We start from the raw sequence: 25,762 nt of genomic DNA, 5'->3' as shown, positions 1-25,762 counted from the left end.
AGCTCACCTCACGTGAGTTCCTACAGTCCCATCGGGCCGGTCGTCGGCATCGTCGGCGCCGGTCAGCTCGCCCGGATGACGCAGCCGCCGGCCATCGCGCTCGGGATCGAGCTGCGGGTGCTGGCCGCCGCCCCCGGCGAGAGCGCCGCACGAGTGATCGTCGACACCCACGTCGGAGACTACCGCGATCTGGCCGACCTGCGGGCGTTCGCCCAGGGCTGCGACGCGATCACGTTCGACCACGAGCACGTGCCCACCGAGCACATCAAAGCCCTGATCGCCGACGGCCACGCCGTGCACCCGGGCGCCGACGCGCTCGTGCACGCCCAGGACAAGGCCGTCATGCGCGAACGGCTGACCGCCATCGGCGTGCCCTGCCCGGCCTGGGCCCGGGTCGCCTCGGCGGCGGACGTCGCGGCGTTCGCCGACGAGCACGGCTGGCCGGTCGTGCTGAAATCGGTGCGCGGCGGCTACGACGGGCGCGGCGTGTGGGTCTGCCGCACCCCCGACGACGTGGCCGAGGCGTTCGCCACCGGCGTCGAGCTGATGGCCGAGGCGTTCGTGCCGTTCGAGCGGGAGCTCGCGGTGCTGGTGGCGCGCTCGCCCCACGGGCAGGGCGTCAGCTACCCGGTCGTGGAGACCGTGCAGCAGGACGGCATCTGCGTCGAGGTGCTCGCCCCCGCCCCCGGCATGGACCCGGAGGAGGCCGCCGTCGCCCAGCGCATCGGCCTGAAGATCGCCCACGAGCTGGGCGTGACCGGGCTGCTGGCGGTGGAGCTGTTCCAGACCGCCGACGGCCTCGTGGTGAACGAGCTGGCCATGCGCCCCCACAACAGCGGCCACTGGACGATCGAGGGCTCCACCACGTCCCAGTTCGAGCAGCACCTGCGGGCCGTGCTCGACCTGCCGCTCGGCTCGCCCGCGATGACCGCCCCGGTCGTCGTCATGGCCAACCTGCTGGGCGGCGACGACCCCGACCTGTTCAAGCGCTACGAGCACGTGCTGGCCCACGACCCCGGCATCAAGCTGCACTTCTACGGCAAGGAAGTGCGTCCGGGCCGCAAGATCGGCCACGTCACGGCCCTGGGCGCCGACCTCGACAAGGTCCGCGCCCGCGCCCGCCACGCCGCCGTCTACCTCATGACCGGGGAGTACGCATGACAGACGGAGGCGGCGTGAAGATCGGGATCGTCATGGGGTCGGATTCCGACTGGCCCGTGATGAAGGCCGCGGCCGAGGCCGTGGCGGAGTTCGGGGTGTCGTTCGAGGCCGACGTCGTCTCGGCCCACCGCATGCCGGTCGAGATGATCGAATACGGCCGGCAGGCAGCCTCCCGCGGCATCCGGGTGATCATCGCGGGCGCCGGCGGGGCGGCGCACCTGCCCGGCATGCTGGCCTCGGTGACGCCGCTGCCGGTGATCGGGGTGCCGGTGCCGCTGAAGTACCTCGACGGGATGGACTCCCTGCTGTCGATCGTCCAGATGCCGGCCGGGGTGCCGGTGGCCACGGTGGCGGTCGGGGGCGCGCGCAACGCGGGGCTGCTGGCCGTCCGCATCCTGGGGGCGTCCGACGCCGGGCTGCGTGAGCGCATGGAGGAGTTCCAGGGGCGTCTCAAGGAGCAGGCGTACGCCAAGGGGGAGAAGCTGCGCGCGGAGGCCGCGGGGCTCTGAGCAGGCAACTCAGGGCCGTTCAGGGGCCAATGGTGTCTTTCCGGGCGCCTGGTCGGCTCTTTCCCGGGCGCCCGGGTTGCCCGTCGTGAGGGGTTCCGGGCGTCCGTTCCCGCGGTGAGGGTTCCGGGCGCCCGGTTCCCCGTGGTGAGGGGGCCCGGGCGCGCGGAGAGGTGTCGCGGCGGGGTTACGGGCGGCCGAGTGCCCGGTAGTGCCAACCGGCCGAGCGCCACACCTCGGAGTTGAGCGCGTTGCGGCCGTCGACGATGCGCCGGGTCGCGACCACCGCGCCCAGCTCCTCCGGATCGAGCTCCAGGAACTCTTTCCACTCCGTCAGCAGCAGCACCACGTGCGCCCCGCGGACCGCCTCGACGGCCGACTCGCCGTAGTTCAGCTCCGGGTGAGCCTTACGAGCGTTGTCGAGCGCGATCGGGTCGTAGACGGTGACCTGTCCGCCCTGGTGGCCGATCGTCACGGCGACGTCCAGGGCGGGGGAGTCGCGAATGTCGTCCGAGTTCGGCTTGAAGGCCGCGCCCAGCACGCCGACCGTGCACCCGTGGAACGAGCCGCCCGCCAGCTCCCTGGCCAGGTCGACCATGCGGGCGCGGCGGCGCATGTTGATCGCGTCGACCTCGCGCAGGAACGTCAGCGCCTGGTCGGCGCCCAGCTCGCCGGCCCGTGCCATGAAGGCCCTGATGTCCTTGGGCAGGCAGCCGCCGCCGAAGCCGAGCCCGGCGTTGAGGAAGCGCCCGCCGATGCGGTCGTCGTACGACAGCGCCTCGGACAGCTGCTTGACGTCGGCGTGCGCGGCCTCGCAGACCTCGGCCATGGCGTTGATGAAGGAGATCTTGGTGGCGAGGAAGGCGTTGGCCGCCGTCTTGACCAGCTCCGACGTCGCGAAGTCGGTCACCACGAACGGGACCTCCCCGAGCGGCGCGTACACGTCGCGCAGCACCTTCTCGGCCCGCTCGGAGCGCACGCCGAGCACGATGCGGTCGGGGTGGAGGGTGTCCTCGACCGCGAAGCCCTCGCGCAGGAACTCGGGATTCCACGCCAGCTCGACGCCGACGCCCGCCGGCGACAGGCGGGCGAGCTTGTCGGCCATGCGCTCGGCGGTGCCGACCGGCACGGTGGACTTGCCGACGACCAGGCACTCCCGGTCGAGAAGCGGCGCGAGCGACTCGATGGCGCTGTCCATGTACGACACGTCCGCGGCGTACTCGCCCTTCTTCTGCGGGGTGCCGACGCAGACGAAGTGCACGTCGCCGAAGGCCGCGACCTCTTCGTAGGAGCTGGTGAAGCGAAGACGTCCGGAGTCGAGCCCACGGCGGAGCACGGGTTCCAGCCCGGGCTCGTGGATGGGGAGCTCACCGTCGTTCAGCCGGCGGATCTTGTCCGCGTCAATGTCGAGGCCAAGGACTTCGAATCCGAGATCCGCCATGCAGGCCGCATGCGTGATGCCCAGGTATCCGGTCCCGATCACCGTGAGGCGATATGGCACGAGCGAGCTCCTTTCGATCGCCAGGCATGCTACCGGCCTTCGCTACCTCCTTCGTGCCACCTGCGTCTGTTCGCAAACCGTACTAGCTGGTAACAAAGTGCTCGGACGTCCTAGTATCTAGGCATGAGCTTCCCTCTCTATGCGCCCGCCGAAGAGCACGACATGCTCAGGGAGACGGTCCGCGCCCTGGCCGACGAGAAGATTGCGCCGCAGGCCGCGGCCGCCGACGAGTCCGAAGAGTTCCCCTGGGACGTCTACAAGGCCCTCGTCGCCGCCGACCTGCACGCCGTGCACGTTCCCGAGGAGTACGGGGGCGCCGGGGCGGACGCGCTGGCCGCGGTGATCGTCATCGAGGAGGTCGCGCGGGCCTGCGCGTCGTCCTCACTCATCCCGGCCGTGAACAAGCTGGGCACCGTGCCGCTCCTGCTCTCGGCGTCCGAGGAGCTCAAGCAGCGGTACCTGGCGCCGGTGGCGAGGGGCGAGGCCATGTTCTCGTACGCGCTGTCCGAGCCGGAGGCGGGCTCCGACGCCGCCGCCATGAAGACCCGCGCGGTCCTCGACGGCGACCACTACGTGCTCAACGGCACCAAGATGTGGATCACCAATGCCGGCGTCTCCGAGTACTACACCCTGATGGCCGTGACGGACCCGTCCGCCGGGGCCCGCGGCATCTCCGCCTTCGTGGTGGAGAAGTCCGACGAAGGGGTCTCCTTCGGGCCGAAGGAGAAGAAGCTCGGCATCAAGGCCTCGCCGACCCGCCAGGTGATCCTGGAGAACGTCCGCATCCCGGCGTCCCGCATGATCGGCGAGCCCGGCACCGGCTTCAAGACGGCCCTCGCCACCCTCGACCACACCCGCGTCACCATCGCCGCCCAGGCGCTGGGCATCGCCCAGGGCGCCCTCGACTACGCGATCGGCTACGTCAAGGAGCGCAAGCAGTTCGGCCGTCCGATCGGCGACTTCCAGGGCCTGCAGTTCATGATCGCCGACATGGCGATGAAGCTGGAGGCGGCCAGGCAGCTGACCTACCGCGCCGCCGCCAAGAGCGAGCTGGCGATGCACGGCCAGCCGCAGAAGGACCTGACGTTCCTGTCGAGCGCCGCCAAGTGCGCCGCCTCGGACGCCGCCATGGAGATCACCACGGACGCGGTCCAGCTCCTGGGCGGGTACGGGTACACGAAGGACTTCCCGGTGGAACGCATGATGCGCGACGCCAAGATCACCCAGATCTACGAGGGGACGAACCAGATCCAGCGCATGGTGATGGCCCGCCAGCTCCTCAAGTAGGCATCCGAGGCGTGGGGCTCAGAAGCGCGGTCTTCACAACAAAGGCGCTTCGTACACGGCGGTCGGCTGTTCACCTTGGGCGGCGCAGCCTCCCGAGGTGAACAAGCCGCTCTCCGTCGATGCGTCAGTTTGGAAGCCGCCGACGACGTCCGCTGTCTCGCGTTCAGGTGGTCTGGAATTGCAGTAGCCGGCTCACTGGGCGTTGTCGACCATGTCCGGATGCGGACTGAGGAGTCTTTTTCGCTACTTCGTGTTGGTCAGACGAAGCCTTCGGCGATGAGACGGGTGCCGTGTTCGTCGATGAGGTGCCGCTGGCCCGAGCCTCCGACGACGCGGCACCAGCTTTCCACGGTCAGCCGGGCTCGCTCCAGTCGGTAGCTGAAGCCGCCGTACATGCCGGGGACGGCGAACCAGCAGGCCGGGTGACGTTGCTCGGTCAGCGGTTCCAGTTCTGGAAGGCGTAGCTGGTGCTCGGTGACCAGGTCGCCGGCGCGTTCGTGGATCAGCGCGTGGAAGTGGCGCTGGATCGATCCCAGGGTTTCGGCCGGCAGGTGGTGGTGGATGACGGGGGTGAGTGGCGTCAGGAGGTGATGGTGTCCCCGGCGGGTGGCGATGTCGATCGCCCGTTCTCCTTGAGCCGTGCGCAGCGTGCGCCAGGCGCCGCGGGCGATCAGCCGGTGCACGACGCTGACGTCGGCGCCGTGCCAGGCGGCCTGGTGGAGCGGGGCATATCCGCTGGTGCCGCCGATTCTGCCGCCGTTGACCCATTCGGCATAGTCTTCGAGCAGCTTGAAGACTGTGGGCCAGGTGCCGTCACGTGCGGCGTCGGCCAGTTCGTCGCGTCCTTCGAGCAGATGGTCCTTGTAGCTCGACCGCAGAGTGACGCCGTCCCACCTCGAAGCCTTGTCCTGTTCCATGCAGCCCCTGTCCGCTCGGTCACGGCGACACACCAAGGTACGTCACGACGCGTTTAGGCTGGAGCTGCTTCTGAGGAGGTGGTCAGGGTGACGTTGACCGAGGTGATGGCCGAGCTGGCCGCGCTGGAGGATCCCAAGGCGCGCGCGGTGAACGAGAGACACGGCGACGATCACGGCGTGAACCTCGGCAAGCTGCGTGCCCTCGCCAAGCGGCTGAAGACGCAGCAGGAACTCGCCCGCGGCCTGTGGGAGACGGGCGACACCGCGGCGAGGTTGCTGGCGATGCTGGTCTGCCGTCCGAAGGCGTTCGAGCGGGACGAGCTGGACGCCATGGTGCGCCAGGCGCGTACGCCCAAGGTGCGCGACTGGCTCGTGAACTACGTGGTGAAGAAGAGCCCGTACGCCGAAGAGCTGCGGGTCGCCTGGTCGGCCGATCCCGATCCGCTGGTCGCGAGCGCCGGGTGGGCGTTGACCGTCGAACGCGTGGCGAAGAAGCCCGAGGGGCTCGACCTGGTGGGGCTGCTCGACGTCATCGAGGCGGAGATGAAGGACGCCCCCGACCGCCTGCAGTGGGAGATGAACAACTGCCTGGCTCACATCGGGATCGAGCACGCCGAGCACCGCGCCCGCGCGATCGACATCGGTGAGCGCCTGGAGGTGCTCAAGGACTATCCGACGTCCTCGGGGTGCACGTCGCCGTTCGCGCCGGTGTGGATCGCGGAGATGGTACGCCGGGAGCAGGGCGGCACGGCGGCTCCCTAGAAGCTGGTCGACTTTCAGTGCCTGTGGACGGGCGTTCAGGGGCGCGGTTGCAGCATCGATTTGTATGCCGCCCATTGGTTCGTGTTCGGCAGTGGTTCGCTGGACGGTTTCGAATACTTCGTGAGCTGGCTCATCAGCCTTGGGCGTGAATCGTTCGCGAAGGTCGCCGACTGCCCCGACCTGCTCATCGAACTGCCTCAGGTGTTACGTCACCTGGATCTCAAGAGGGCATATTCCGGCTCGAAGAAGGCTCGCTCGCGGGACATGCTGCGTCGTCTTGAGGAGGAGGGGCCGGATTTCGAGCAGCTGGCCTCCGTCGCGTGCGAAGCCTACGAGAGAATCACCGGCTCAGAGGGCGTGGGCCTGTACGAGGCCGTTCGTGGGCGCGGTGTTTTCGGCAGTTTCCCTTTGGTTCCCGCGCTCGGCGGTGTTCCGGAGGGTGAGCAATGGGATTTCGAAGACCTCGGAGAATTGGTGCGGAGGTTGCCGCGTATAGCGCGTCATCGAGGATTGTGAAGGGCGGGGAGAAGTTTCGTCATCACCCGGGATCCGCGCTGGTCCAGGGCGGAGATCTCTTCGGCGTCCCGGAAATCGTGACGCGTGTAAAGCGCGATGGCCGGGGCGTTGCCGGGTTTGACGGAAAGTCGCAGGGTCCCGGCCCCCCGCCGCGTGGCCCATCTTTCGATCTCGCGGATCAAGGCGGTGTCCGACTCCACGGCCGCGGGCGGACGGGCTCACCCACATGGACACCAGCTCGACGCTGTCCGCCGTCTCGGTCGGGACACCGCCGGCCATCCCGGCCGGGCGTCCGTCGAGGAAGGCGACGACGTTGTGCGAGCCGTGCATCGCCAGGCGGGCCCGCCAGCGTTCCTCGCGGTCGCCGTCGCCCTGCCAGTCGGCCGGCGTGGAACCGAAGGCGGGTTCGGCGTCGGCGAGCGCGGCCAGCCGTAGTTCGCGCCAGAGCGGCCAGTCGTCGGGCTCCAGGATGCGTAGTTCGACCATATTCCAACCCTGTCCGCCGACGGTGGGACAGGCAACGGGATTTGCGGCCTGAGGACGCCGTGTTACGGCGTGCGGTCGGTGCCGGTGTTTTCGCGGCTCCAGATCTGCCTGGCGCGGGGGAGGTCCCTGATGGTGCCGCCTTCCGGCATCATGCCCCAGAGGAAGGGGACCAGGTAGGCGGGCGGGCTGCCCAGGAGTTCGGTCAGGTCGTCCTCGGTGACGGCGAGGGTGAACCGGGGGCCCGGTCGCGCGGGGGTCCAGCCCTGTTCGAGGGCGCGGCGGACACATGCGGCGACGAGCGGCGGGCGGACCGCGATCGTCCGGGCTCCTTGCCAGTTGTCCGGCCGGGCGCAGGGGAGTGACACGAGCAGGACGCGGCCGGGGGTCTCGTCGTGTTCGACGACGAAGGTGAGCGGGGCCGCGGAAGTGCCGTCGCCGAAGGCGGGTCGGTGGCTGACCCGCCAGCGGAAGGCGGTGCCGTCGACCGTGATGAGCCGCGAGCCCTTCCTGGGCATCGCCATGGGCGCCTCCGGGTGCTGACTTCGCGACAAATGGGTGCAGGACGGTCGCCAGCGTAACCCGCCGCCGTCGGCGGGCAGGCTCCGAGCGGGCAGGCTCCGAGCGGGCAGGCTCCGAGCGGGCAGGCTCCGAGCGGGCAGGTGCGCAACGGGCTCGGGGGGAGGCGCGGATAGGGGAGGTGTGGTCAGGGGAGGTGCGGCGGTCAGGTGAGGTGTGGTGTGGTCAGGGGAGGTGTGGACCGGTGCGGGGTCTCCGACCGGCCCTTGGTGCCTTCGCCGTCCCTGCGGATGTGGGAGCGGGAACGGGTGCGGGTGCAGGGGTGTGCGGTTGCAGAACGTGCCGGGGGTGCGGTGGTGTGCGGGTTGCGGGTCAGTCGCTGGTGTCCTGTGAGGGGGTCTCGGGCTTCTGGGAGTTCAGCCAGGTGTGCACGGCCGAGGTGCCGGTGATCCAGAGCGCCGCGAAGCCGCCGGAGGCCGTCGCGCCCGCCATGATGGCGCCCGCGACCGTGCTGCCGTTCCCGGTGGCGAGCAGGCCGGCGACGACACCGACGAGCAGCGCGAGCAGGGCGCCGCTGACCGCCGACCAGATGAGGGTTGCCTTGCTCATTCGTGTCCCCTTGCCGTACGGGCTTGTTCGTTGACGTAGGAGTACCAGCGGGACTCGGGGGCACGTCCGCACAATTGATCGTTCCGGCCATGATCGCGCTTGCCTCGGACGTATTCGGACGACATCGGATGGATTCGGCCGAGTAGGGCTGAAGGGACGGATGTGTGTGATGCGCCTGGCACACCGACAAGACCGACTTATGGCACTATGGCTGCTTATCTCAACGCAACGAGAGGGTGGCGCCTGCCCCTCTTCTCGAAATGCCACTTCCACTCTTAAACCGGACAACGGTGTCCGAACCGGGGCGGCTCATGAAGGATGTCGATCAAGGCGAAGATCACCTTGCTCTGCTCGTGACACGTCTGAACAGATTGCGTGAAATCGAATGCGGAAACCCCTCGCTGAAACGGATCGAAAAAGTCGCACTCGCCCTTTTGGCCGAAGACCCCGAACGAAACAGATGGCGCCGGCCGTTGCCGAAGTCCACGGTGTCCGACCTGCTGAACGGCAGGTCGCAGAAAGTGCCGGATTTCATGCTGATGCGGACCATCGTCGAGGTGTGTCAGGTGATCGCGGTGAAGTCCGGCATGCCCATCGAGTCCGTGGAGGAGCTGACCGCCGAGTTCAGCGCCCTGTGGCAGGCCGCCAAGGCCGAAGCGGGGGAGGCCGCGCGACGCCGGAACGAGTCGCCGGCCGCCGCCCGGACCGGCGGGGACGTCCTGGAGCCCGCCCCCGGCGAGCAGTCGTCCTGGCGGCCCTCGCCCACGGAGCTGCGGGTTCCGCTGCATTGGGGACGTCTGGGCATGTTCCGGCTGCGATCGGCGGAGAGGGGTGATGCCAGGGCCGCCCACGAACTGGCCGTCCTGCTGGCCTGCGAGGCGTGCGGCGCGGGTGGGAAGGAGGCCGAGCACTGGCGGCGGCTGGCCACGTACTGGAACCACCGGGCGCTCGGCGCGGTGCCGGAGGCGGCGGGCTTCCAGCTCCGCGGCCGCCGGCTGGTGATGATGGCCAGGGCGCTGGCCGAGAAGTACGCCGAGGCGGGCAAGCCCAGCTCGACGTACTTCTGGAAGGCCGTGCGGCAGGCGGAGACGTCCGTGCGGACGGTGGAGGCGCGGCAGGAGGCGGAGGTCGGCTGACGCCTCGGAAACACCAGCACGGTCGGCGGGGAGCGGCAGGTCAGCGGGTCAGGACGCGTACGTTTCCGTACGTGCTGCGCGCGAGGATGGTCCTGGAGCTGGACTTCGTGCTCTTGATGTCGGAGTGCGCGGAGCCGTCCTGGCTCTCGACCTTCACCTGGTAGGAGTCCTTCGGCACGCGGACGGTCACGCCGCCCTCGCGCGCCTTCACGTCAAGGTCCGCGGGCGGCGCGGCGAAGGCCAGGGAGATCGAGCCGTCCAGGGTGCGTCCGCGCACGCTGGACGACCGCAGCCCCTCGCCCTCGATCGTGCCCGAGTCGGTCAGCAGGCGCAGCTTGCCCGAGGTGTCCTTGACCTCGATGCGGTCGCCGCTGGAGACGTCGACGTCCTGGGTGAGGCCGTTCAGGATGACGCCGTCGGGGGAGTCGACCGTCAGCCGCACCCCGGCCGGGACCAGCACGTGGTAGCGCGCGCCGCAGTCGCCGACGATGAGGGTGCAGTCGGCGCTGAGCCGCAGCACGCCGTCGCGCAGCGACCAAGAGGGGCTGGTGGACGCCTTGCCGCGCGTCCAGCGCCGCACCTCGACGGCCGGGCTGGTGGCGGGCAGCACCCGCACCCCGCCCAGCGACGACGAGATCTTCAGTTCGGCCCCCGTGAACGGGAACGTCCGGACGGCGGGCACCTCATCGCTGTCGAAGCGCACGCTGCACCCGGTGACCGCCAGAATTGCCACGATTACCAGCAAAAGCCTCATGGAAACGATCGTGGCGAAGCGGCGGCGAAGGCCCATCGGCCGTTCGACCGATGGCCCTCCGCCATTCGGCCATAGGAACCCGGCCCCGCCGCCAGGACGCCCGTAAAGCCAGAGGCCCGACGCCAGGACGTCGAGCAGACAAGAGGCCCGACGCCAGGACGCCGGGAAACGACGGCCCCGACGCCGGTGGGGCTACAGCGCCGACAGCAGGGCGTGCACGTGTGGCAGGGGATCGCGTCCCAGCGGCCGGACGACCACCGTCCGGGCGCCCGCCGCCCACATGCTCCTGACCTGCTCCGCCGCCTGCTCAGGGGTGCCGGCCGCCATGACGACGTCGTGCGGCGACACGCCCAGGTAGGCCGCCTGGTCCCGGACCACCGGATGGGCGAGCCGGTCCGCCTCCTCGCCGATGTGCAGGAAGGTGAAGACACCCAGCTCGTGGTCGTCGCCCCCGGCGATCCGCTCGACGATGCCGGGCAACTGCGCCGGGCCGACCCCCTCCGGCACGATCGTGCCCTGCGCGATGCGTCCCGACAGCGCCAGCGAGCGCGGCCCCTTCACCCCTGCCAGGACGGGCGGCGGCACGGCCGGCGGATGCACCAGCGACACGCCGTCGAGGTGCACCGCCCTGCCGTGCAGGGTGACCGTCTCACCGCGCAGCAGTGCGCCTACGGCCGTGATCGTCTCCTCCAGCAGGGCGAGCGGCGACGGCACGGCGGCGCCGACCTGGCGCATCCATTCCTGCACGCCGTGCCCGATGCCCGCGGCCAGCCGGCCGGGATGCATCCGGGCCAGGTTGCCGATCTCCATCGCCAGCAGCATCGGGTTGCGCAGCGGCGCGGGGGTGATGCCGATGCCGACGCGCAGCCGGGACGTGACGGCCAGCGCGGTGGCCGCCGCGGAGACGCCGCCGGTCCAGCCCAGGTCCTCCACCACCCACAGGTCGTCGACGGCGGTCTCGTCGAGCGCCCGGGCGAACGGGATCAGCTCCTCAGGCGGCAGATCCCGGTCGAACATCACGCCAAGTCTCACGAAGCCCTCCAGTAGCAGCGGAACAACCGGCCGATCTCCGAGTATCCGGCATGCAGGAAGGCGCTAGCGGTAGGCGTGTCGCCCACGCCGGTCCCGGCGGCAGGCCGGCATGCGGGCCTCCGGGCGTGAGAGGGATCTCGCCGCGAGCCTACGAGCCGGCGGCGCCGGGGAGACGCGCTCGCGTCCGTGATCCCGGCCGGACGCGGTCAGGCGGCCGGATCGAGGGCGGCACGGGCCTCGCCGAGCGAGGCGCTGGTCTCGAAGTGCCGGTCGAGGTTGGTGATCGTCAGCAGGTGACGGATCATGCCGGGCCCGAGGACGAGGATCATGCGTCCTCGCAGGTCCTGGACGTAGCTGAGCGTCGCCACCAGGACGCCGAGGCCCACCGAGTCGCAGAAGGGCACCTCGGTCAGGTCGATCACCAGGTTGAGCGGATCAGCCGCCTCCAGCGCCTGATCGAGCTCGGCGCGAAGCCGGGGAGCGCCCGCCACGTCGAGATCGCCGACGACATGCAGGACGGTGCAGGGGCCCTCCCGCCATGACTTGACCACCATGCCAATCACGTGCCCTGGCTTTACCTGGTTATGCCTATTTCTTGCATATGTTCTCCATGGCGGTCTTGGTCGTCGGCGTGGAGCTCGGCTTGCTCGCCGGGGTGTCGGGCTGCTTGAGCTTCTTGATCTTCGGCTGGTCGCTGCCGGCGATCACCTCGACGCCCTCGACGTCGGCCTGCTTCAGCTCCGCCCCAGGGATGACGGACGCCACCAGGCGCGCGGCCGCCTCCTGGCCCGCGGCGTACCGCACGAGGGTCTGCTTGTGGTCCTTCTTGTCGGTGTTGCCCGGCTCGCCGGGCACCTTGAAGCCGGAGGCCACCAGCGCCGACTTGGTACGCGCCCCCAGCCCCGTGATGAGCGTGCCGTTCATGACCTTGACCGTGACGCTCTCCGGCGGGACCACCGTCTTGGCCGGCGACGGCGTGGCCGTCTTGGTCGGCACGGGCTTGGCGAGATCCTGGTCGGCGTCGATGCGGCGGAACATGTCGCGGGCCGCCGGACGGTCCCACAACACCGCCGACTCGCCGGTCGGGGCCTTGAAGTCGACGTTCGCGAGCGGCACGTCGGCGAATCGGACGTCCTCCAGCGACACGTCGCGCAGCTGGGTGGCCAGCCCGATCAGCCCGTCGTCGGGATCGACCTTCACCGTGCTCAGCGTGGAGTTGACGAACGCGGCGAGCTTGGCCGGGTTGGCCAGCGTGTCGGCGCTCAGCGCCCGGTTGAGCAGCGCGGAGATGACCTGCTGCTGCCGGTCGATGCGGTCGAGGTCGGAACGGGCGGTGGCGCGGGTGCGGGCGTAGCCGAGCGCCTGGGCGCCCTGGAGCTGGTGGGTGCCGGCGATCAGGTTGAGGCCCGTCTTGGGGTCGTTGATCGGGATCGGCGTGCAGACGGTGACGCCGCCGAGCGAGTCGACCACGTCGATGAACCCGAGGATGTTCACCTCGATGTAGCGGTTGATCTCCAGCCCGGTGGCGGCCTTGACGGTCTGCATGGTGAGCTTCGGCCCGCCGAACTGGTAGGCCGAGTTGATCTTGTGGTCGCCCTTGCCGGGGATCGTCGTCCAGGTGTCGCGCGGCAGGCTCACCACGGTGACGCGCTGGTGGTCCTCCGACAGGTGGATGACCATCATCGTGTCGGTGCGCTGGCCGGACTCGCGGCCCAGCTTGAGCTGGTTCTGCTGCTGCCGGGTCAGGTCGTCGCGCTTGTCGACGCCGACCAGCAGGATGTTCTCGGCCCCCTGGGACTTGGGAGCGGTCACGCCCGCGTCGACCGTGCCGATCTGGCGCGGGGTCGCCCACACCACGCCGGTGCTGACCAGGATGCCCGTGGACAGCAGGCCGGCGACGATCACGTTGCGGCGGCGGGCCTTGGCGCTCCGCACGGGCCTGCGTGGACGGGTGGCAGGAGTGAGCCTGACGCCGCCGTAGGCGTCGCCGCCCACCAGCACGCCGCCGTCCTCCTCGCCCGGTTCGCGCATGCCCTCCTCCTCGGATCCGCCGGGGACACCGGGGCTTTCGATTGCCCTTCTCCCCTGGTCGTACAGTAGCGTGAGCCCCGCCATGAAGCAGTTCCCCGACTCGCCGCACGCGCCCGCGGAGACGCGCGGCTGGCCCCCCATCTCCGTCGTCATGCCGGTCCTCAACGAGGAGCGGCACCTTCGCGAGGCCGTCGACCAGGTCCTCGCCCAGAGCTACCCCGGTGAGATCGAGGTCGTCCTCGCCGTGGGTCCGTCCCAAGACCGCACCCAGGAGGTCGCCGACGCAATCGCGGCGGCCGACCGCCGGGTGATCGTGGTGCCCAACCCGACCGGGCGCACGCCCAACGCGCTCAACGCCGCCATCGCCGCCGCCCGCAACGGCATCGTCGCCAGGGTCGACGGGCACGCCATGCTGCCCTCCGACTACCTGCGCGTCGCCGTCGAGACGCTGGCCGAGACCGGCGCCGACAACGTGGGCGGCGTCATGGCGGCCGAAGGCGTCACACCGTTCGAGCAGGCCGTGGCCTGCGCCATGACCTCCAAGATCGGCGTCGGCGCCGCGGCCTTCCACGTGGGCGGCACCGCGGGCCCGGCCGACACCGTCTACCTCGGCGTGTTCCGCCGCTCGGCGCTCGACCGGGTCGGCGGCTACGACGAGCACTTCCAGCGGGCTCAAGACTGGGAGATGAACCACCGCATCCGCCAGACCGGCGGGCTGGTCTGGTTCCAGCCGCGCATGCGGGTCACCTACCGTCCGCGGCCCAACGTCAAGGCACTGGCCAAGCAGTACTTCCACTACGGCCGCTGGCGGCGCGTGGTCGCGCGCACCCACGAGGGCACGATCAACCTGCGTTACCTGGCGCCGCCCGCCGCGGTGCTGGCCATGGCGCTGGGGCTGGTGCTGTCGCCGTTCTTCCCGCTCGCGCTCGTCGTGCCCGGGGGCTACGCGCTGGCCATCGTGGCCGGCTCGGCGGTCACCGGCAGCGGGCTGCCGGGCGCGGCCAAGCTGCGGCTGCCCCTCGTCTACGCCACCATGCACGTCTCGTGGGGATGGGGCTTCCTCACCAGCCCGCGGAGGTTGTCCAGGCCGCCACGCTGATCACGAGCCCGCGAAGACCCGCTCGACGGCCGCGTCGAAGCGGGTCAGCGCGTCCGGGTACTCCGGCCCGAGCAGGTAGCTCCTGAGCTTGATCCTGGCTCGGGCCAGGGTGTCCTCACCGTCCAGGAAACCGGCGAGGGCCGTGAGGTCCTCGCCGATGAGCACCCCCGCCTCGGTGCTCGGGTAGCGCTCGTGGAAGGCGCGCTCGGGCAGCCCTGCGACGTTCGTCACGGCGTACGGCTTCTCGCTGGCCAGGAAGTCGGCCACGACGCTGGAGATGTCGCTGATCAGCAGGTCGCACTCGTTGAAGCAGTCGTACAGGTGCGGGCTGTCGCCGGTGACGATCAGGTGCCTGATCTCCGGCGCCCCGCCCGGGCTCGACGGATGCCTGGCCTTCGACCTGGCCAGCTCGGCCGCCTCGATCATCGACACGATCCTGCGGTGCGCCCGCGCGGCGCTCTTGTCGCGGTGGCCGGTCAGCGGGTGCGGCTTGTAGATGATCCGCAGCTGCGGGTCGTGGTCCAGCAGGGCGCGCACGATGCGCGGGCCCATGGTGATCAGCGACGTGTGGAACAGGTCGTCGTTCCAGCCCTCCCAGGTGGGGGCGTAGAGCACGGTCCGGTACGGCAGCCCCGGGCCCTCGGTCGAGATGCCTTCGAGCTGCGGCCGGCCGACCTCGTGGATGCTCTCGTCCCGGACGCCCACGCGGGCGCGCCGGTAGCGGTCGCGCCCGGCCGGCCCGGCCACCCACACCTCGTCGTACACCCGCGAGAACGGGTTGAACGACGCCTCCTTGTCGCTGTCGCCGTGGTTGAGGAACACGCTGCGCAGGGTCGGGATGCGCAGCATGTGGACGTTGCGGCCGACGTTGGAGACGTACAGGCAGAGCTTGGCGCTGAACAGGGCGCGGAAGCTCATCAGGTCGGCCGAGGACGGGATGCAGACCATCGGCAGCGTGGTCGACTCCAGGTGCCTGGCCATGCCGCGCTCGCGCAGCACGACGATGGCGCGCCGGTTGATGCGTTCGAGGGTGGGCAGCCACATCCGGGCCTGGTAGGCGGCGGCCGTCGCGCCGGAGAAGTACAGGATGACCTCCGGGTCGTAGGCCCTGACCTGCTCGCCCACGACCTCCAGCACCCTCGCCCAGTCACCGAGCGGCCGGGTGCGGCGCACGTACGGCAGCAGCGCCAGCACGCCCGCCACGCCGAGCAGCAGCGCCACGCCCGCGCCGGCCGCCCCGGCCGCCGCGCCGAAGGTCGCGCCGAGCACCGGCAGGGCGTCGAGCCCGAGGAAACGCAGGCCGCGGTGGGCGCCCAGGAACGGGGGCGGCATCTTGGGGATGCGCAGCGCCGACACGTCGAGGTTGCGGGTGGTCACCGGCATGCTGCTGAGCGTCTGCCGCAGGCGGATGGCCAGCCCCGAGTGCGCGGCCCGCGCGCCGTGCAGCGCGAACAGCCCGGCGGCCAGCGCCACGAACCACGGCGAGCCGGCCCCCGACACCCGCGCCACCAGCAGCAGCGCGGCCGTCTCCCGGGCCGCGAACCGCAGCGTGGTCCCCAGATGCATCCGGCCGAGCAGCTCGGTCAGCCCGCCGGCCAGGCGTGCCGCGGCGAACTCGACGGCGTAGGAGACCACGGCGACCAGCCCGAACAGCAGCGGCGCCGGCCACAGCGCCGACGCCAGCAGGACGGGGTAGCAGCCGAGCAGCGCGCCGATCGCCAGCAGTCTTCTCATGCGACCGCACGGTAACAACCCGCAGGTCAAGCGCCTTCCACGCGAACGTCTACGACATGCCCGGACACGTCAGGAGATGGACCCCCTGATCGCGAAGAGCTGCTCGGCGATCCGCAGGTCGTCCGGATGGGTGACCTTGATGTTGCGCTCGCTGCCGGGGACCAGGTGGATGGGCACCTCGGGCAGGTAGCGCAGCACCACGCCGCAGTCGTCGGTGGCCGGGCGCTCGGCGAAGCCCGGGTCGGCCATGGCCCGCTCGTACGCCTCGCGGATCACCGAGAGCCGGAAGCACTGCGGCGTCTGGCTGCGGCGCAGCCGCGAGCGGTCGAGGACCTCGCCGATCACCTCGCCGTCCGGGCCGGGCACGGCCACCAGGACCGTGTCGGAGCTCGGGATCGCCACGTTGACGGCCCGGTGGGTGCGCAGCGCCGCCACGCACTCGGTGATGATCCGCGGCTCCAGAAGGGGCCGTACGGCGTCGTGCAGCAGCACGTCGCACTCCTGCGTGCCCAGCGCCCGCAACGCCCGCCAGGTGCTCTCCGTACGGCTCCTGCCGCCCTCCACGATCTGGGTGACCTTGCGGTGGCCGCCGTTCGCCACGATCTCCTTCACCCGGTCGGTGAAGCCGGGCGTCATCAGCACCACGATCTCGTCGATCTCCGGCGCCCGCTCGAACACCGCGATCGAGTGCTCCAGGATCGTCCGCCCGGCTACTTCGATGAGTTGTTTGGGTATCTCATGTCCGACCCGCTGCCCCACGCCTCCCGCGAGGAGCACTCCGACCGACCGCCGCGCTGCATCCATGTCGGCAGCGTAACGGTCCTGTTCCGTGATATCGCGCGCCCCTGTCGCTACGCTGTGTCCACGCACTCCCTACCGGGAGGAGACCTGCGCTTTGCCCGACTCACTCACCCGCGAGGGCACGACCACCTCGGTGGTGCTGCTCGCCACGACCCCGGCGTGCCGGCTCTCCTGCGCCGACGGCACGCTCCTCGACCGGCTGAGCGACCAGTTCGCCGCGCTTCCCGTCCGTGACGTCCAGGTGGTCGCCCCCGGCGGCGGGCTCGGGGCCGACCTGCGCGGGGTTGCCAAGATCGCCCGGGTCTCCTCGGGCACGGTCGTGGTGCTCCCCGCCGACCTCGTCGCCCACACCGAGGCGCTCGCGCTGCTGCTCGAACATCCCGCGCGCGACACCGGCGCGCTGGTCTCCCACGACGCCGCCGCGGCCCCGATGCGGCCGCCCGTACGCGTCGAGTCCGGCAGGGTGGTCGCCGCCGGCAGCTCGTTCCACACCGTCCCGGAGGCCAACGCCACGTTCAGGGGCGTGCTCCAGACCGGCGAGGCCGACCTGGCGACCCTGGCCGACCTCGCCGAGGAGCTGGCCGAGCTGGCCGACCTGGGCAAGCTCGGCCCGGTCACCCCCGTCGAGGCGGTCGACCTGCTGCTGGTGGGACTGGTCAGGGCCGGCGTACTGGTGCGCGCCGCCTCGATCGGCCCGCTGCACGCCGACCGCGTGACCGGCCAGCACGCCGCCGACAGTGCCCTGACCAGGCTCGCCGAGGTCGACGAGGCCAGGGTCCGGCTCGACACCTCGGTCAAGGAGGACGACGGCTTCTTCGCCACGTTCTTCGTCTCGACCTGGTCGCGCCACCTGATCAGGCCGGCCGTCCGCCTCAAGCTCACCCCCAACGCCGTCACCGGCGTCTCGATCGGCCTGGCCGCGCTGGCCGCCGTCTGGTTCTCGGCCGGCACCCAGGCAGGGCGGGCGGCCGGGGGCGCGCTGTTCCTGATGTCGTTCGCGCTCGACTGCCTCGACGGGCAGCTCGCCCGCTACACCCGCACGTTCTCCCCGCTCGGCGCCTGGGCCGACGGCATGGCCGACCGGCTGAAGGAGTACCTGGTCTACGCCGGGCTCGCCTTCGGCTACGGCGGGACCGCGATCTGGTACCTGGCCGCCGCCGCGATGATCACCCAGGTCGTCCGCCACTCCGTCGACTACTCCTACGCCGGGGCGGTGGCCGACGCCGGCCGCGTCGGCGCGCTGTGGGCCAGGCCCGCCCGCTCGCTGCTGGAGCCGGCCGACGCGCGGCACGCCCACGGGATGCTCGGGCTCGCCCAGCGGCTGGAGCGCGACTCGCTCGTCCACTGGCTCAGGAAGATGGTCGTGCTGCCCATCGGCGAGCGGACGGTGCTGATCGCCGTCACCGCCGCCGTGTGGGACGCCAGGGTGACGTTCGTGTCCCTGCTGGGCTGGGGCGGCGTCGCGGCCCTCTACCAGCTCGCCGGGCGCGTCGCGAGGTCGGCGCGGTGAAGGTCGGCGCGGTGAAGGTCGGCACGGTGAAGGTCGGCGCGGTCAGGGTCGGCGCGGTGAGGGTCGCCGGGGCGGGCGAGGCGGCGGCGGTTCGCCGGATCGGGAGGTGGGCAGCGTGATCTCCGTGCACATGAGCCCCGTGCCAGAGAGCAAGGTCGTCGCCTACCGCGACGACGGGCCGCTCTCGCGCGCGATGGGCCTGCTCGTGGCCGGGCAGCTCCCGCCGCTGCCGCCGGTGATCGCCGGCACGTTCGTCACCGGCGTGCTGCTGCTGATCGGCGTGGCCGGGTCCGACGGGCTCGCGGTGTTCGCGCCCGCCGTGACGCTGCTGCTGGCCGGGCCGGGCAGCACCCACCCGCACGACGGCCGCTTCGACTGGCTGGTGCCGCCGATCCTGCGGCTCATCGAGTACAGCTTCGTCGCCGCCTGCGGCTTCGCCCACGGGCTGCCGCCGGTGCTGACCTTCCTGCTGCTCGGCGCGCTCGCCTTCCACCACTACGACCTGGTCTACCGGCTGCGCCAGCGCGTCTACCCGCCGGCCTGGCTCTCGACGCTCGGCCTCGGCTGGGACGGCCGGATGATGGCGGTCTCGCTGGCCGCCCTGGCCGGCTGGATGACCGCGGGCTACGTGCTGCTGACCCTCTACCTGTGGGCGCTGTTCGGCTGGGAGAGTGTCACGTGCTGGCTGGCCGCGCCCCGATCGGGCGTCGAGGCGAGCGAGATGGGAACGCAAGACTGACGGCGGATTACCCGCGAAGGGCCCAAAGGCAACTAACCTTTGGGCACACGTAGTCATGCTCGACCGAGGAGTGCACGTTGCTGGGAATGGTTCTGGCCGCCGGGGCCGGACGACGCCTGCGGCCGTACACCGACACGCTGCCCAAGGCGCTCGTGCCGGTTGACGGCGAAACCACGATCATGGACATCTCGCTGCGCAACCTCGCCGAGGTGGACCTGCGGGAGGTCGTGGTCGTCGTCGGTTACGCGGCGCAGGCCGTGCACGACCGCAAGGAGGAGCTGGAGAGGCGCCACGGCGTCAAGCTCACCCTCGTGCACAACGACAAGGCCGAGGAGTGGAACAACGCCTACTCCCTGTGGTGCGCCCGCGACTACTTCGCCCAGGGCGTGCTGCTGGTCAACGGCGACACCGTCCACCCCGTCTCGGTCGAGAAGACGCTGCTGGCCGCCCCCGAGACCAGCGACGTCCTGCTCGCGGTCGACGACGTCAAGAAGCTGGCCGACGAAGAGATGAAGGTGACCCTCTCCCCGGAGGGCTCGCTGCGCCGCATCACCAAGCTGATGGACCCGGCCGAGGCGTACGGCGAGTACATCGGCGCCACGCTCATCAGGCCCGGCGCGGCCGAGCGGCTGGCCGACGCGCTCAAGGCGACGTTCGAGCGCGACCCCCAGCTCTACTACGAGGACGGTTACCAGGAGATGGTCGAACGCGGCGAGGCGATCCACGTCGCGCCCATCGGCGAGGTCGACTGGGTCGAGGTGGACAACCACGACGACCTGGCCAAGGCTCGCACCATAGCCGTTCGCTACTAGAGGGAGCGCGCATGCCGCTTCTAGCGAGGATGCTGCCGGCGCCCCTGACCATGGAGGTCAGGCGCGGCGCCGTCGCCGAGCTCGGCGCCCTGCTGGCCGACAGTCGCGTGGCCACCTCCGGCCGGGTGGCCGTGGCCGTCGGGCCCGGCCAGGGCGACCACATCGAGCGCCTGATCGCCCCCACCCTCGGCGAGGCCGAGGTGTTCCGGGTGAGCGACGGGTCGGTCGAGGCGGCCGTCTCACTCGGCGCCGACCTGCGCAAGGGCGCCTACGAGGTCGTCGTCGGGGTCGGCGGCGGCAAGACGATCGACGCGACGAAGTACGCCGCGTCCCTCGCGGGCATCCCCATGGTGGCCGTGGCCACCAACCTCTCCCACGACGGCATCTGCTCGCCCACCGCCTCCCTCGTCTACGAGGGGGGCAAGGGCACCTTCGGCGTGCCGATGCCGCTGGCCATCCTGGTCGACCTCGACTTCGTGCACAACGCGCCGAAGTCGCTGGTCAGGGCCGGCATCGGCGACGTCGTCAGCAACCTGTCGGCGATCGAGGACTGGCAGCTCGGCAGCGTCGAGCGCGGCGAGCCCATCGACGGCCTGGCCTGCTCGATGTCCCGCACCGCCGCCGAGGCGCTGGTCGGCCGGAGCGACGGCATCGAGTCCGACGCGTTCCTGACCGTCCTGGCCGAGTCGCTCATCCTCTCCGGCATGTCGATGGTCGTCGCCGGGTCGTCGCGGCCCGCGAGCGGTGGAGATCATGAGATCCTTCATGCCGTGGATCAGCTCTTCCCCGGCACCTCCAACCACGGCGAGCTCGCCGGCATAGGTGCCGCCTTCTGCTTCTTCCTGCGGGAGGACGCCGCCAGGGTGGCCCAGGTGGTCGACTGCCTGCGCCGGCACGAGCTCCCGGTCGTGCCCGCCGACATCGGGCTGACCGGCGAGCAGTTCGCCGAGGTGGTCGCGCTGGCGCCGTCGACCCGTCCCGGCCGTTACACGATCCTGGAGCACCTGCGCATGCAGGACTCCGAGATCCGCGATCGGGTGGGGGACTATGTCCGGGCCTTCGGTAGCTGAGCTGCGGCGGGTCGCCCAGCCCGAGGGCCATCTCGACCGCAGGAACGGCGAGCACTGGGCAGGCGTGCTCTACATGCGCCGGCTGTCCATCTACGTCACGTGGCTGACGAGCAAGACGTCGGTCACGCCCAACCAGCTCACCTGGGTGATGACGGTCGCCGGGGTCGCGGCGGGCTTCGTGCTGGCCCTGCCGGGGCTGTGGGCGGCCGTGCTGGCCGCCCTGCTCGTCCAGGTCTACCTGCTGCTCGACTGCTCCGACGGCGAGCTGGCCCGCTGGACGGGCAAGACGTCGCTGGCCGGGGTCTACCTCGACCGCGTCGGGGCCTACTTCACCGAGGCGGCCGTGCTGGCCGGGCTCGGCTGGCGGGCCTCGGCCGTCCTGCCCGACTGGTACACCGTGCTCGGCTTCGCCGCCGCGCTCGGTGCCATCCTCATCAAGGCCGAGACCGACCTGGTGGAGGTGGCGCGGGCCAAGGGCGGGCTGGGCGCGTCCTCCGAGGCGTCGGCGGTGCAGTTCCGTTCGGGGCTGCTCGGTCTGGGCAGGAGGATCCTGGCGGCGACGAAGTTCCATCGGATCATGCAGCCGATCGAGCTGTCGCTGCTCGCGGTGGCGGCCGCGGTGATCGACCTGGCGACCGGCACGCTCGGGGCCTCCCGCGTGCTCATCGTGGCCTGCGCGATCGCCGCCGCGCTGCAGACCGTGCTTCATCTGATCAGCATTATGGCGTCGAGGCGGCTTGGGTGATCTCATGTCGGAACCGGAGGAGCTTCCCGTCCGTCGTATTGATCGGACGTCCGCCGTTCGGTGGGGGTTCACCATCGGTTCCGATACGCTTAGCTCCACCATTGTCAACAAGATGCAGACCAGCAGACTCGGTGATCATGAAAGAATGCTCCGCTCGTGTCCTCAACGCGTCAGGACGATGACCCGTTGAAGATCTCGTGCGTCATCCTCACCATGGGCAACCGGGTCGCGGAGCTGAACCGGGCCGTCGAGTCCGCGCTCAACCAGGTCGACGGCGACGTCGAAGTGGTGATCGTGGGCAACGGCGCCGACGTGCCCCAGGTGTCGGCCACGCCACCCGAGGGCTCGGCCGCGGTCGTGAAGACGATCCGGCTCGACCACAACACCGGCATTCCCGCCGGCCGTAACCGCGGCGTCGAGGAGTGCTCCGGCGACGTCGTGCTGTTCCTCGACGACGACGGCTGGTACGCCAACCAGAAGGTCGTCGCCCACGTGCGCGACCGGTTCGCCACCGAGCCCGATCTCGCGGTCATCTCCTTCCGGGTGATGGACCCCGAGGGCGGCGTCGGCCAGCGGCGGCACGTGCCCCGGCTGCGCGCGGGCGACCCGCAGCGCTCCTCGCCGGTCACCACGTTCCTGGGCGGCGCCTCGGCCGTGCGGCGCTCGGCCTTCCTCCAGGTCGGCGGCCTGCCGGAGCGGTTCTTCTACGCGCACGAGGAGACCGACCTGGCCTGGCGCCTGCTGGGCGAGGGCTACCGGATCGAGTACGACGCCGAGACCGTCATGTACCACCCGCAGGTCCCGCCCACCAGGCATGCGCAGTTCTACCAGCTCAACGCCCGTAACCGGGTCTGGCTGGCGCGGCGCAACCTGCCGTGGCCGCTGGCGTTCCTCTACCTGACCAACTGGGTGGTGCTCACCCTGATCCGCGAGCGCCGTTCGGGGGTCGCGATCAAGGCGTGGTTCTCCGGCTTCTTCGAGGGGCTGCGCACGCCCGCGGGCGAGCGTCGTCCCATGGCCTGGCGCACCGCCTGGCGCATGGTCAAGCTCGGCCGCCCGCCGATCGTCTAGGCCGTCTCCGCCTCGCCGAAGATCATCGAGGCATGGGAGACGGTCGAGGCGAACAGCGCCCGCTTGGGCAGCCCCAGCTCGCTGAGCTCCTTGGCGATGGGGTGGTTGCCCAGGCGGATCAGCGCGCCGCCCGGCCGCACGCGCGTGCCCCCGGCCCGTACGGACCAGGGGATGCGCCGCGTGACGCCCTCCAGATGGGTGAAGGCGTCGAGCGGCGCCATGGCGGCCGGCGCCGGCACGCCGGGCCTGATCAGCAGGTCGAGCACGAGCCTGCCGTCCTTGCGCAGCACACACCGCTTGTACGGCGACCCGAGCCGCAGCTCGATGTCGGCCAGCTCCTTGGGGAACCCCCAGATCGTGCGCCCCGCCTCCAGCGTGAACCGCTGGTCGACGGGCAGCCAGTGGACGAAGACGCCCGCGCCGCGCAGGTCACCGAGCCCGACCGAGCCCGCGGCCCCCGGCCGCCGGATCAGGAAGGCCATCCCGAACTCGTGGTAGGCGTCCAGGTCGCCTTCGCGGTAGTCGACGAACACCAGCACGCACACGGCCTTGCCGGGGAACACCTCGGCCACGTCGAGGCCGGAATAGGCGATCACCGCCCGCGCCGCGTCGGCCCGCACCGCGTAGAAGGCGCTGCAGACCTCGGCGTCCTGCACTCGCACAGGCATGCCCACCGTCCGGCCCTGGATCAGATGCGATGCCATGGGTCCAGTACATCAACCCGGGAGCCCGCTGGCCATTCCTACACCGCCAGCGCGTGTTCCGGCAGGGCCGCCCACGACTCGGCCAGCTTGACGAAGTCCGCCGCCCGGTCGGGCCAGTGGTGGCGCAGCCGGGCCTCGGCGTGCCCGACCGCTCCCAGGTCGGCCCGCCGCACGGGGTCCTCCTTGAGGTCCAGGACGGCGTCCAGCAGCGCGTCCACGTCCCGGGGCACCACCAGGCCGCAGCCGACGGCCCGGACCAGCGGGGCGGCCTGCGGGGTGGCGATCACCGGCAGGCCGCGGCCCATGTAGTCGAGGATCTTCGTGGGCGGCTCGGTCACGGTGTCGGCGGCCAGGGACAGCCCGGCCAGCGCGCCCTCGGACATGCGCAGGGCGTGCCGGTTGGGCACGTACCCGAACCAGTCGAGCAGGCCGACGCGCTGGGCGTCGCGCAGCAGCGGGCGCACGTCGCGGTCGGCGGCGCCGATGAGGTCCATCCGGATGCCGTGCGGCGCCAGGCGCTCGGCCAGGGCGATCAGCTCGGCCACGCCGCGCTCGGCCGACAGGCGGCCGATGTGCACGACCCTGGTGTCGCCGGGAAGTGGCGGGCTGGGCGACACCAGGGTCGCTTCGGGCACCACCGCGGAGGTGATCACGTGGTGCCGTCTCTCCGCGCGGGCCCGCCGCCTGGGCGAGACGTCCTCGCGGACGTCCCAGACGACCGGAGGGCGCCGGTGGGGCAGCGCGCGCAGCAGCCGGTGATCGTGCACGATCAGCAGATCGGCGTCCCGCACGCCGCGCCTGAGCGCCGCCCGGGCCTTCCCGTACGGGGCCTGCCGGGCGACGTCGACCGCCGTGAGACCGACGGCCGGGGTGACGTTGTAATAGGTGAACGGCGCGACGTAGGTCACCTCGTGGCCCGCGTCGAGCAGCGCCCTGATCTGCCGGTGCATGATCCGGGCGTCCTCGGGATGATGGACGGTGGTGGCGACACATGCGCGCATGTGTCGATGCTCCGCGCCTACCAGGTCAAAGGCGTTAACTCAGGTGGAAGGGCCGCTTAACTTCCAGAGGGACGGCGATAGAGCCAGGTCAGGCGGGGTTCGAGCACCCACTTGAAGACCGTGCGCGTCTCCGGCAGGCACAACACGATCGCCAGGGCGAACGAGCTGCACGCGATGGCGAGCACGCCGAGCGGCCCGTGCAGCCACGGCAGCGCCAGCCAGCCCTGGTCCTTGGCGATCAGGACGGGGATGCCGTGGAGCAGGTAGCAGTAGAGCGTGCGGGTGCCGAGGTCGGAGTACCAGGTCTCGCCGCGCGGCACCAGCGCCAGCACCGCGAAGGACATCGCCAGGGCGCAGACCAGCAGCCCGACCTTGAGCAGCAGGCCCATCCACCAGGACAGGTCCATGTCCTGGAAGCTGTGCTTGAAGTAGAACGGGTCGAGCGGCGCCTTGGGCGCGATGACGATGGCCACGGCCGCAGCGCAGAGCAGCGTGACCCCCGACGCGATCTTGATCCACAGCTTGTTGAGCATCTCGAAGTGCTCGGGCTGCATCACCAGGCCGATGACGAAGAACGGCAGCAGGCCGAAGAAGCGGTCCATGCTGAAGTCGCCGGTGATCTGCGAGAAGCCGGCGAACATGTAGATCACGATGGCCACCGGGACCGGGTGCTTCATCCGCTTCCACACGGGTGTGGACAACCGCCAGAACAGCAGCGCCAGCAGGTACCAGTTGAGCCACGCCGGGTCGATGATCGTGAGGCTCCACTTCTGGCCGAGCCCGTAGCGGACGGCGGCGTAGCCGATCTCCACGATCACGTACGGCACGACGAACGTGTCGACGAGCTTGTTCGTCTTCGCGTTGGAGTTCCAGAAGTTCCTGGACAGGTAGCCACTGATCAGCACGAACAGCGGCATGTGGAACATGTAGATGTAGATGTAGAGCGCTCTGGAGGAATGGGTCGAGAGCGTGGGCACCAGCGAGTGGCCCAGCGGCACGAGCGCGATCAGGATGAACTTGACGTTGTCGAGGTAGGGGTCGCGCCGGCGCTTGGGCGGCTCGGGCTCCTCGGCGGGCTCCTGCCGCTCCTCGGGGCGCTCGGCCGTCGGCATGCCGTGGGGGTCGGTCTGGTTGCCCCAGACCGGCTCCTGAGGCAGGGGCCAGCGAGCTCCAGTGTTCGCCGGCCCGCCTTCCTCGACGGGGCCGTCAGGGCTCCGCGGGGTCGTGACCGGTGGGGAGAACTTTGTGTCAGACACTGGGGA

The 25,762-nt window shown here is 70.7% G+C and carries 28 protein-coding genes and 1 pseudogene; 13 read left to right on the top strand and 16 right to left on the bottom strand.

The annotated features are described in order from the left end of the window. Nucleotides 1-12: 12 nt before the first annotated feature. Both AB0J76_RS10035 and purE read left to right on the top strand, forming a co-directional pair. On the top strand, nt 13-1,161 hold the full coding sequence (locus AB0J76_RS10035; protein WP_352321613.1) for a 5-(carboxyamino)imidazole ribonucleotide synthase: 1,149 nt from the start codon (nt 13-15) through the stop codon (nt 1,159-1,161). Beyond that, a complete protein-coding gene (gene purE / locus AB0J76_RS10030; protein ID WP_352321612.1) occupies nt 1,158-1,670 on the top strand; it encodes a 5-(carboxyamino)imidazole ribonucleotide mutase in 513 nt (170 codons plus the stop codon). The genes AB0J76_RS10035 and purE overlap by 4 nt, the downstream gene beginning before the upstream one ends. 184 nt (nt 1,671-1,854) lie before the next feature. Here purE and AB0J76_RS10025 read toward each other — a convergent pair whose 3' ends face one another. Then, entirely contained in the window at nt 1,855-3,168 is a 1,314-nt protein-coding gene (locus tag AB0J76_RS10025) for a UDP-glucose/GDP-mannose dehydrogenase family protein (RefSeq protein ID WP_352321611.1), read from the bottom strand. 123 nt (nt 3,169-3,291) lie between these two features. Here AB0J76_RS10025 and AB0J76_RS10020 point away from each other — a divergent pair, with 123 nt between their 5' ends. Further along, complete coding sequence (locus AB0J76_RS10020) at nt 3,292-4,455, top strand: acyl-CoA dehydrogenase family protein (protein ID WP_352321609.1); 1,164 nt, start codon at nt 3,292-3,294, stop codon at nt 4,453-4,455. Between the two features lie 257 nt (nt 4,456-4,712). Here AB0J76_RS10020 and AB0J76_RS10015 read toward each other — a convergent pair whose 3' ends face one another. Next, nucleotides 4,713-5,372: a hypothetical protein gene (locus AB0J76_RS10015; protein WP_352321607.1), complete on the bottom strand. Its 660-nt coding sequence runs from the start codon at nt 5,370-5,372 to the stop codon at nt 4,713-4,715. Between the two features lie 105 nt (nt 5,373-5,477). On the opposite strand from AB0J76_RS10015, the gene AB0J76_RS10010 reads away from it, so the two are divergent. Beyond that, nucleotides 5,478-6,134, top strand: coding sequence for a DNA alkylation repair protein (locus AB0J76_RS10010; protein ID WP_352321661.1), 657 nt, complete (start codon nt 5,478-5,480; stop codon nt 6,132-6,134). A 3-nt stretch (nt 6,135-6,137) separates the two neighbouring features. Next, nucleotides 6,138-6,650: a DUF4240 domain-containing protein gene (locus tag AB0J76_RS10005; RefSeq protein WP_352321659.1), complete on the top strand. Its 513-nt coding sequence runs from the start codon at nt 6,138-6,140 to the stop codon at nt 6,648-6,650. On the opposite strand, the gene AB0J76_RS10000 is transcribed toward AB0J76_RS10005, so the two are convergent. The 4 genes and pseudogenes from AB0J76_RS10000 to AB0J76_RS09985 form a co-directional block, all read right to left on the bottom strand. Continuing rightward, nucleotides 6,635-6,850 (bottom strand): GNAT family N-acetyltransferase, encoded by a 216-nt coding sequence (locus AB0J76_RS10000; protein WP_352321605.1) that lies wholly within the window; start codon nt 6,848-6,850, stop codon nt 6,635-6,637. The genes AB0J76_RS10005 and AB0J76_RS10000 overlap by 16 nt on opposite strands. A gap of 49 nt (nt 6,851-6,899) precedes the next feature. After that, nucleotides 6,900-6,980, bottom strand: a pseudogene (locus AB0J76_RS09995) (hypothetical protein); the annotation flags it as partial. 218 nt (nt 6,981-7,198) lie between these two features. After that, a complete protein-coding gene (locus AB0J76_RS09990; RefSeq protein WP_352321603.1) occupies nt 7,199-7,657 on the bottom strand; it encodes a hypothetical protein in 459 nt (152 codons plus the stop codon). A gap of 367 nt (nt 7,658-8,024) precedes the next feature. Further along, nucleotides 8,025-8,261 carry a hypothetical protein gene (locus tag AB0J76_RS09985; protein ID WP_352321601.1) on the bottom strand — a complete coding sequence of 79 codons (237 nt, stop codon included), beginning with the start codon at nt 8,259-8,261 and terminating at the stop codon, nt 8,025-8,027. A 488-nt stretch (nt 8,262-8,749) separates the two neighbouring features. Between AB0J76_RS09985 and AB0J76_RS09980 the strand changes: the two genes are divergently transcribed. Next, nucleotides 8,750-9,397 carry a hypothetical protein gene (locus AB0J76_RS09980; RefSeq protein WP_364389252.1) on the top strand — a complete coding sequence of 216 codons (648 nt, stop codon included), beginning with the start codon at nt 8,750-8,752 and terminating at the stop codon, nt 9,395-9,397. Between the two features lie 40 nt (nt 9,398-9,437). Here AB0J76_RS09980 and AB0J76_RS09975 read toward each other — a convergent pair whose 3' ends face one another. The 4 genes from AB0J76_RS09975 to AB0J76_RS09960 all read right to left on the bottom strand — a co-directional run bounded on the left by AB0J76_RS09975 (nt 9,438) and on the right by AB0J76_RS09960 (nt 13,214). Continuing rightward, complete coding sequence (locus tag AB0J76_RS09975; RefSeq protein WP_352321597.1) at nt 9,438-10,130, bottom strand: DUF4097 family beta strand repeat-containing protein; 693 nt, start codon at nt 10,128-10,130, stop codon at nt 9,438-9,440. Nucleotides 10,131-10,343: 213 nt separating this feature from the next. Next, nucleotides 10,344-11,183 (bottom strand): LLM class flavin-dependent oxidoreductase, encoded by an 840-nt coding sequence (locus AB0J76_RS09970; protein ID WP_352321595.1) that lies wholly within the window; start codon nt 11,181-11,183, stop codon nt 10,344-10,346. Between the two features lie 206 nt (nt 11,184-11,389). After that, nucleotides 11,390-11,737: an STAS domain-containing protein gene (locus AB0J76_RS09965; protein WP_352321593.1), complete on the bottom strand. Its 348-nt coding sequence runs from the start codon at nt 11,735-11,737 to the stop codon at nt 11,390-11,392. Nucleotides 11,738-11,771: 34 nt separating this feature from the next. Next, nucleotides 11,772-13,214 (bottom strand): LCP family protein, encoded by a 1,443-nt coding sequence (locus AB0J76_RS09960; protein ID WP_352321592.1) that lies wholly within the window; start codon nt 13,212-13,214, stop codon nt 11,772-11,774. 82 nt (nt 13,215-13,296) lie between these two features. Between AB0J76_RS09960 and AB0J76_RS09955 the strand changes: the two genes are divergently transcribed. Continuing rightward, nucleotides 13,297-14,313: a glycosyltransferase family 2 protein gene (locus tag AB0J76_RS09955; RefSeq protein ID WP_352321590.1), complete on the top strand. Its 1,017-nt coding sequence runs from the start codon at nt 13,297-13,299 to the stop codon at nt 14,311-14,313. On the opposite strand, the gene AB0J76_RS09950 is transcribed toward AB0J76_RS09955, so the two are convergent. Both AB0J76_RS09950 and AB0J76_RS09945 read right to left on the bottom strand, forming a co-directional pair. Next, entirely contained in the window at nt 14,314-16,047 is a 1,734-nt protein-coding gene (locus tag AB0J76_RS09950) for a CDP-glycerol glycerophosphotransferase family protein (RefSeq protein WP_352321588.1), read from the bottom strand. It lies immediately after the preceding gene. A 69-nt stretch (nt 16,048-16,116) separates the two neighbouring features. Then, on the bottom strand, nt 16,117-16,851 hold the full coding sequence (locus AB0J76_RS09945) for an IspD/TarI family cytidylyltransferase (protein ID WP_352321586.1): 735 nt from the start codon (nt 16,849-16,851) through the stop codon (nt 16,117-16,119). A gap of 91 nt (nt 16,852-16,942) precedes the next feature. Between AB0J76_RS09945 and AB0J76_RS09940 the strand changes: the two genes are divergently transcribed. After that, a complete protein-coding gene (locus AB0J76_RS09940; protein WP_352321585.1) occupies nt 16,943-18,358 on the top strand; it encodes a CDP-alcohol phosphatidyltransferase family protein in 1,416 nt (471 codons plus the stop codon). Here the strand turns inward: AB0J76_RS09940 and AB0J76_RS09935 are convergent. Continuing rightward, entirely contained in the window at nt 18,319-18,504 is a 186-nt protein-coding gene (locus AB0J76_RS09935) for a pentapeptide repeat-containing protein (RefSeq protein WP_352321657.1), read from the bottom strand. The two genes, AB0J76_RS09940 and AB0J76_RS09935, sit on opposite strands and share 40 nt — an antisense overlap. Here AB0J76_RS09935 and AB0J76_RS09930 point away from each other — a divergent pair. From AB0J76_RS09930 to AB0J76_RS09910, 5 genes are all read left to right on the top strand, one after another. Next, nucleotides 18,474-19,097 carry a DUF5941 domain-containing protein gene (locus AB0J76_RS09930; protein ID WP_364389248.1) on the top strand — a complete coding sequence of 208 codons (624 nt, stop codon included), beginning with the start codon at nt 18,474-18,476 and terminating at the stop codon, nt 19,095-19,097. The genes AB0J76_RS09935 and AB0J76_RS09930 overlap by 31 nt on opposite strands. A 77-nt stretch (nt 19,098-19,174) precedes the next feature. Continuing rightward, nucleotides 19,175-19,909 carry a phosphocholine cytidylyltransferase family protein gene (locus AB0J76_RS09925; protein ID WP_352321581.1) on the top strand — a complete coding sequence of 245 codons (735 nt, stop codon included), beginning with the start codon at nt 19,175-19,177 and terminating at the stop codon, nt 19,907-19,909. A gap of 29 nt (nt 19,910-19,938) precedes the next feature. Further along, nucleotides 19,939-20,979 carry an iron-containing alcohol dehydrogenase family protein gene (locus tag AB0J76_RS09920; protein WP_352321655.1) on the top strand — a complete coding sequence of 347 codons (1,041 nt, stop codon included), beginning with the start codon at nt 19,939-19,941 and terminating at the stop codon, nt 20,977-20,979. Then, nucleotides 20,957-21,724 (top strand): CDP-alcohol phosphatidyltransferase family protein, encoded by a 768-nt coding sequence (locus AB0J76_RS09915; protein ID WP_352321579.1) that lies wholly within the window; start codon nt 20,957-20,959, stop codon nt 21,722-21,724. Before AB0J76_RS09920 ends, AB0J76_RS09915 begins: the two co-directional genes overlap by 23 nt. 186 nt (nt 21,725-21,910) lie before the next feature. After that, complete coding sequence (locus tag AB0J76_RS09910) at nt 21,911-22,795, top strand: glycosyltransferase (protein WP_352321577.1); 885 nt, start codon at nt 21,911-21,913, stop codon at nt 22,793-22,795. On the opposite strand, the gene AB0J76_RS09905 is transcribed toward AB0J76_RS09910, so the two are convergent. Genes AB0J76_RS09905 through AB0J76_RS09895 form a run of 3 tightly spaced genes read right to left on the bottom strand, consistent with a single transcriptional unit; the run spans nt 22,792 to nt 25,612 of the window. Beyond that, nucleotides 22,792-23,499 (bottom strand): acetoacetate decarboxylase family protein, encoded by a 708-nt coding sequence (locus AB0J76_RS09905; protein WP_352321576.1) that lies wholly within the window; start codon nt 23,497-23,499, stop codon nt 22,792-22,794. The two genes, AB0J76_RS09910 and AB0J76_RS09905, sit on opposite strands and share 4 nt — an antisense overlap. Before the next feature lie 38 nt (nt 23,500-23,537). After that, complete coding sequence (locus tag AB0J76_RS09900) at nt 23,538-24,500, bottom strand: glycosyltransferase (protein WP_352321574.1); 963 nt, start codon at nt 24,498-24,500, stop codon at nt 23,538-23,540. Nucleotides 24,501-24,556: 56 nt separating this feature from the next. After that, nucleotides 24,557-25,612 (bottom strand): acyltransferase family protein, encoded by a 1,056-nt coding sequence (locus AB0J76_RS09895; RefSeq protein ID WP_352321572.1) that lies wholly within the window; start codon nt 25,610-25,612, stop codon nt 24,557-24,559. Nucleotides 25,613-25,762: the final 150 nt, after the last annotated feature.

Source organism: Nonomuraea sp. NPDC049624 (genome assembly GCF_040675255.1).
Lineage (GTDB): Bacteria > Actinomycetota > Actinomycetes > Streptosporangiales > Streptosporangiaceae > Nonomuraea.
This window is presented reverse-complemented; position numbering and strand designations above follow the sequence as displayed.

Excerpts from the sequence above, each read along its gene's own strand:
- AB0J76_RS09950 (WP_352321588.1), bottom strand. The coding sequence starts at position 16,047 with ATGAGAAGACTGCTGGCGATCGGCGCGCTGCTCGGCTGCTACCCCGTC.
- AB0J76_RS09945 (WP_352321586.1), bottom strand. The coding sequence starts at position 16,851 with ATGGATGCAGCGCGGCGGTCGGTCGGAGTGCTCCTCGCGGGAGGCGTG.
- AB0J76_RS09915 (WP_352321579.1), top strand. The coding sequence starts at position 20,957 with ATGTCCGGGCCTTCGGTAGCTGAGCTGCGGCGGGTCGCCCAGCCCGAG.
- AB0J76_RS10020 (WP_352321609.1), top strand. The coding sequence starts at position 3,292 with ATGAGCTTCCCTCTCTATGCGCCCGCCGAAGAGCACGACATGCTCAGG.
- AB0J76_RS09900 (WP_352321574.1), bottom strand. The coding sequence starts at position 24,500 with ATGCGCGCATGTGTCGCCACCACCGTCCATCATCCCGAGGACGCCCGG.
- AB0J76_RS09905 (WP_352321576.1), bottom strand. The coding sequence starts at position 23,499 with ATGGCATCGCATCTGATCCAGGGCCGGACGGTGGGCATGCCTGTGCGA.
- AB0J76_RS10010 (WP_352321661.1), top strand. The coding sequence starts at position 5,478 with ATGGCCGAGCTGGCCGCGCTGGAGGATCCCAAGGCGCGCGCGGTGAAC.
- AB0J76_RS09965 (WP_352321593.1), bottom strand. The coding sequence starts at position 11,737 with ATGGTGGTCAAGTCATGGCGGGAGGGCCCCTGCACCGTCCTGCATGTC.
- AB0J76_RS09990 (WP_352321603.1), bottom strand. The coding sequence starts at position 7,657 with ATGGCGATGCCCAGGAAGGGCTCGCGGCTCATCACGGTCGACGGCACC.
- purE (WP_352321612.1), top strand. The coding sequence starts at position 1,158 with ATGACAGACGGAGGCGGCGTGAAGATCGGGATCGTCATGGGGTCGGAT.
- AB0J76_RS09920 (WP_352321655.1), top strand. The coding sequence starts at position 19,939 with ATGCTGCCGGCGCCCCTGACCATGGAGGTCAGGCGCGGCGCCGTCGCC.
- AB0J76_RS09985 (WP_352321601.1), bottom strand. The coding sequence starts at position 8,261 with ATGAGCAAGGCAACCCTCATCTGGTCGGCGGTCAGCGGCGCCCTGCTC.
- AB0J76_RS10015 (WP_352321607.1), bottom strand. The coding sequence starts at position 5,372 with ATGGAACAGGACAAGGCTTCGAGGTGGGACGGCGTCACTCTGCGGTCG.
- AB0J76_RS09955 (WP_352321590.1), top strand. The coding sequence starts at position 13,297 with ATGAAGCAGTTCCCCGACTCGCCGCACGCGCCCGCGGAGACGCGCGGC.
- AB0J76_RS09895 (WP_352321572.1), bottom strand. The coding sequence starts at position 25,612 with ATGCCGACGGCCGAGCGCCCCGAGGAGCGGCAGGAGCCCGCCGAGGAG.
- AB0J76_RS09960 (WP_352321592.1), bottom strand. The coding sequence starts at position 13,214 with ATGCGCGAACCGGGCGAGGAGGACGGCGGCGTGCTGGTGGGCGGCGAC.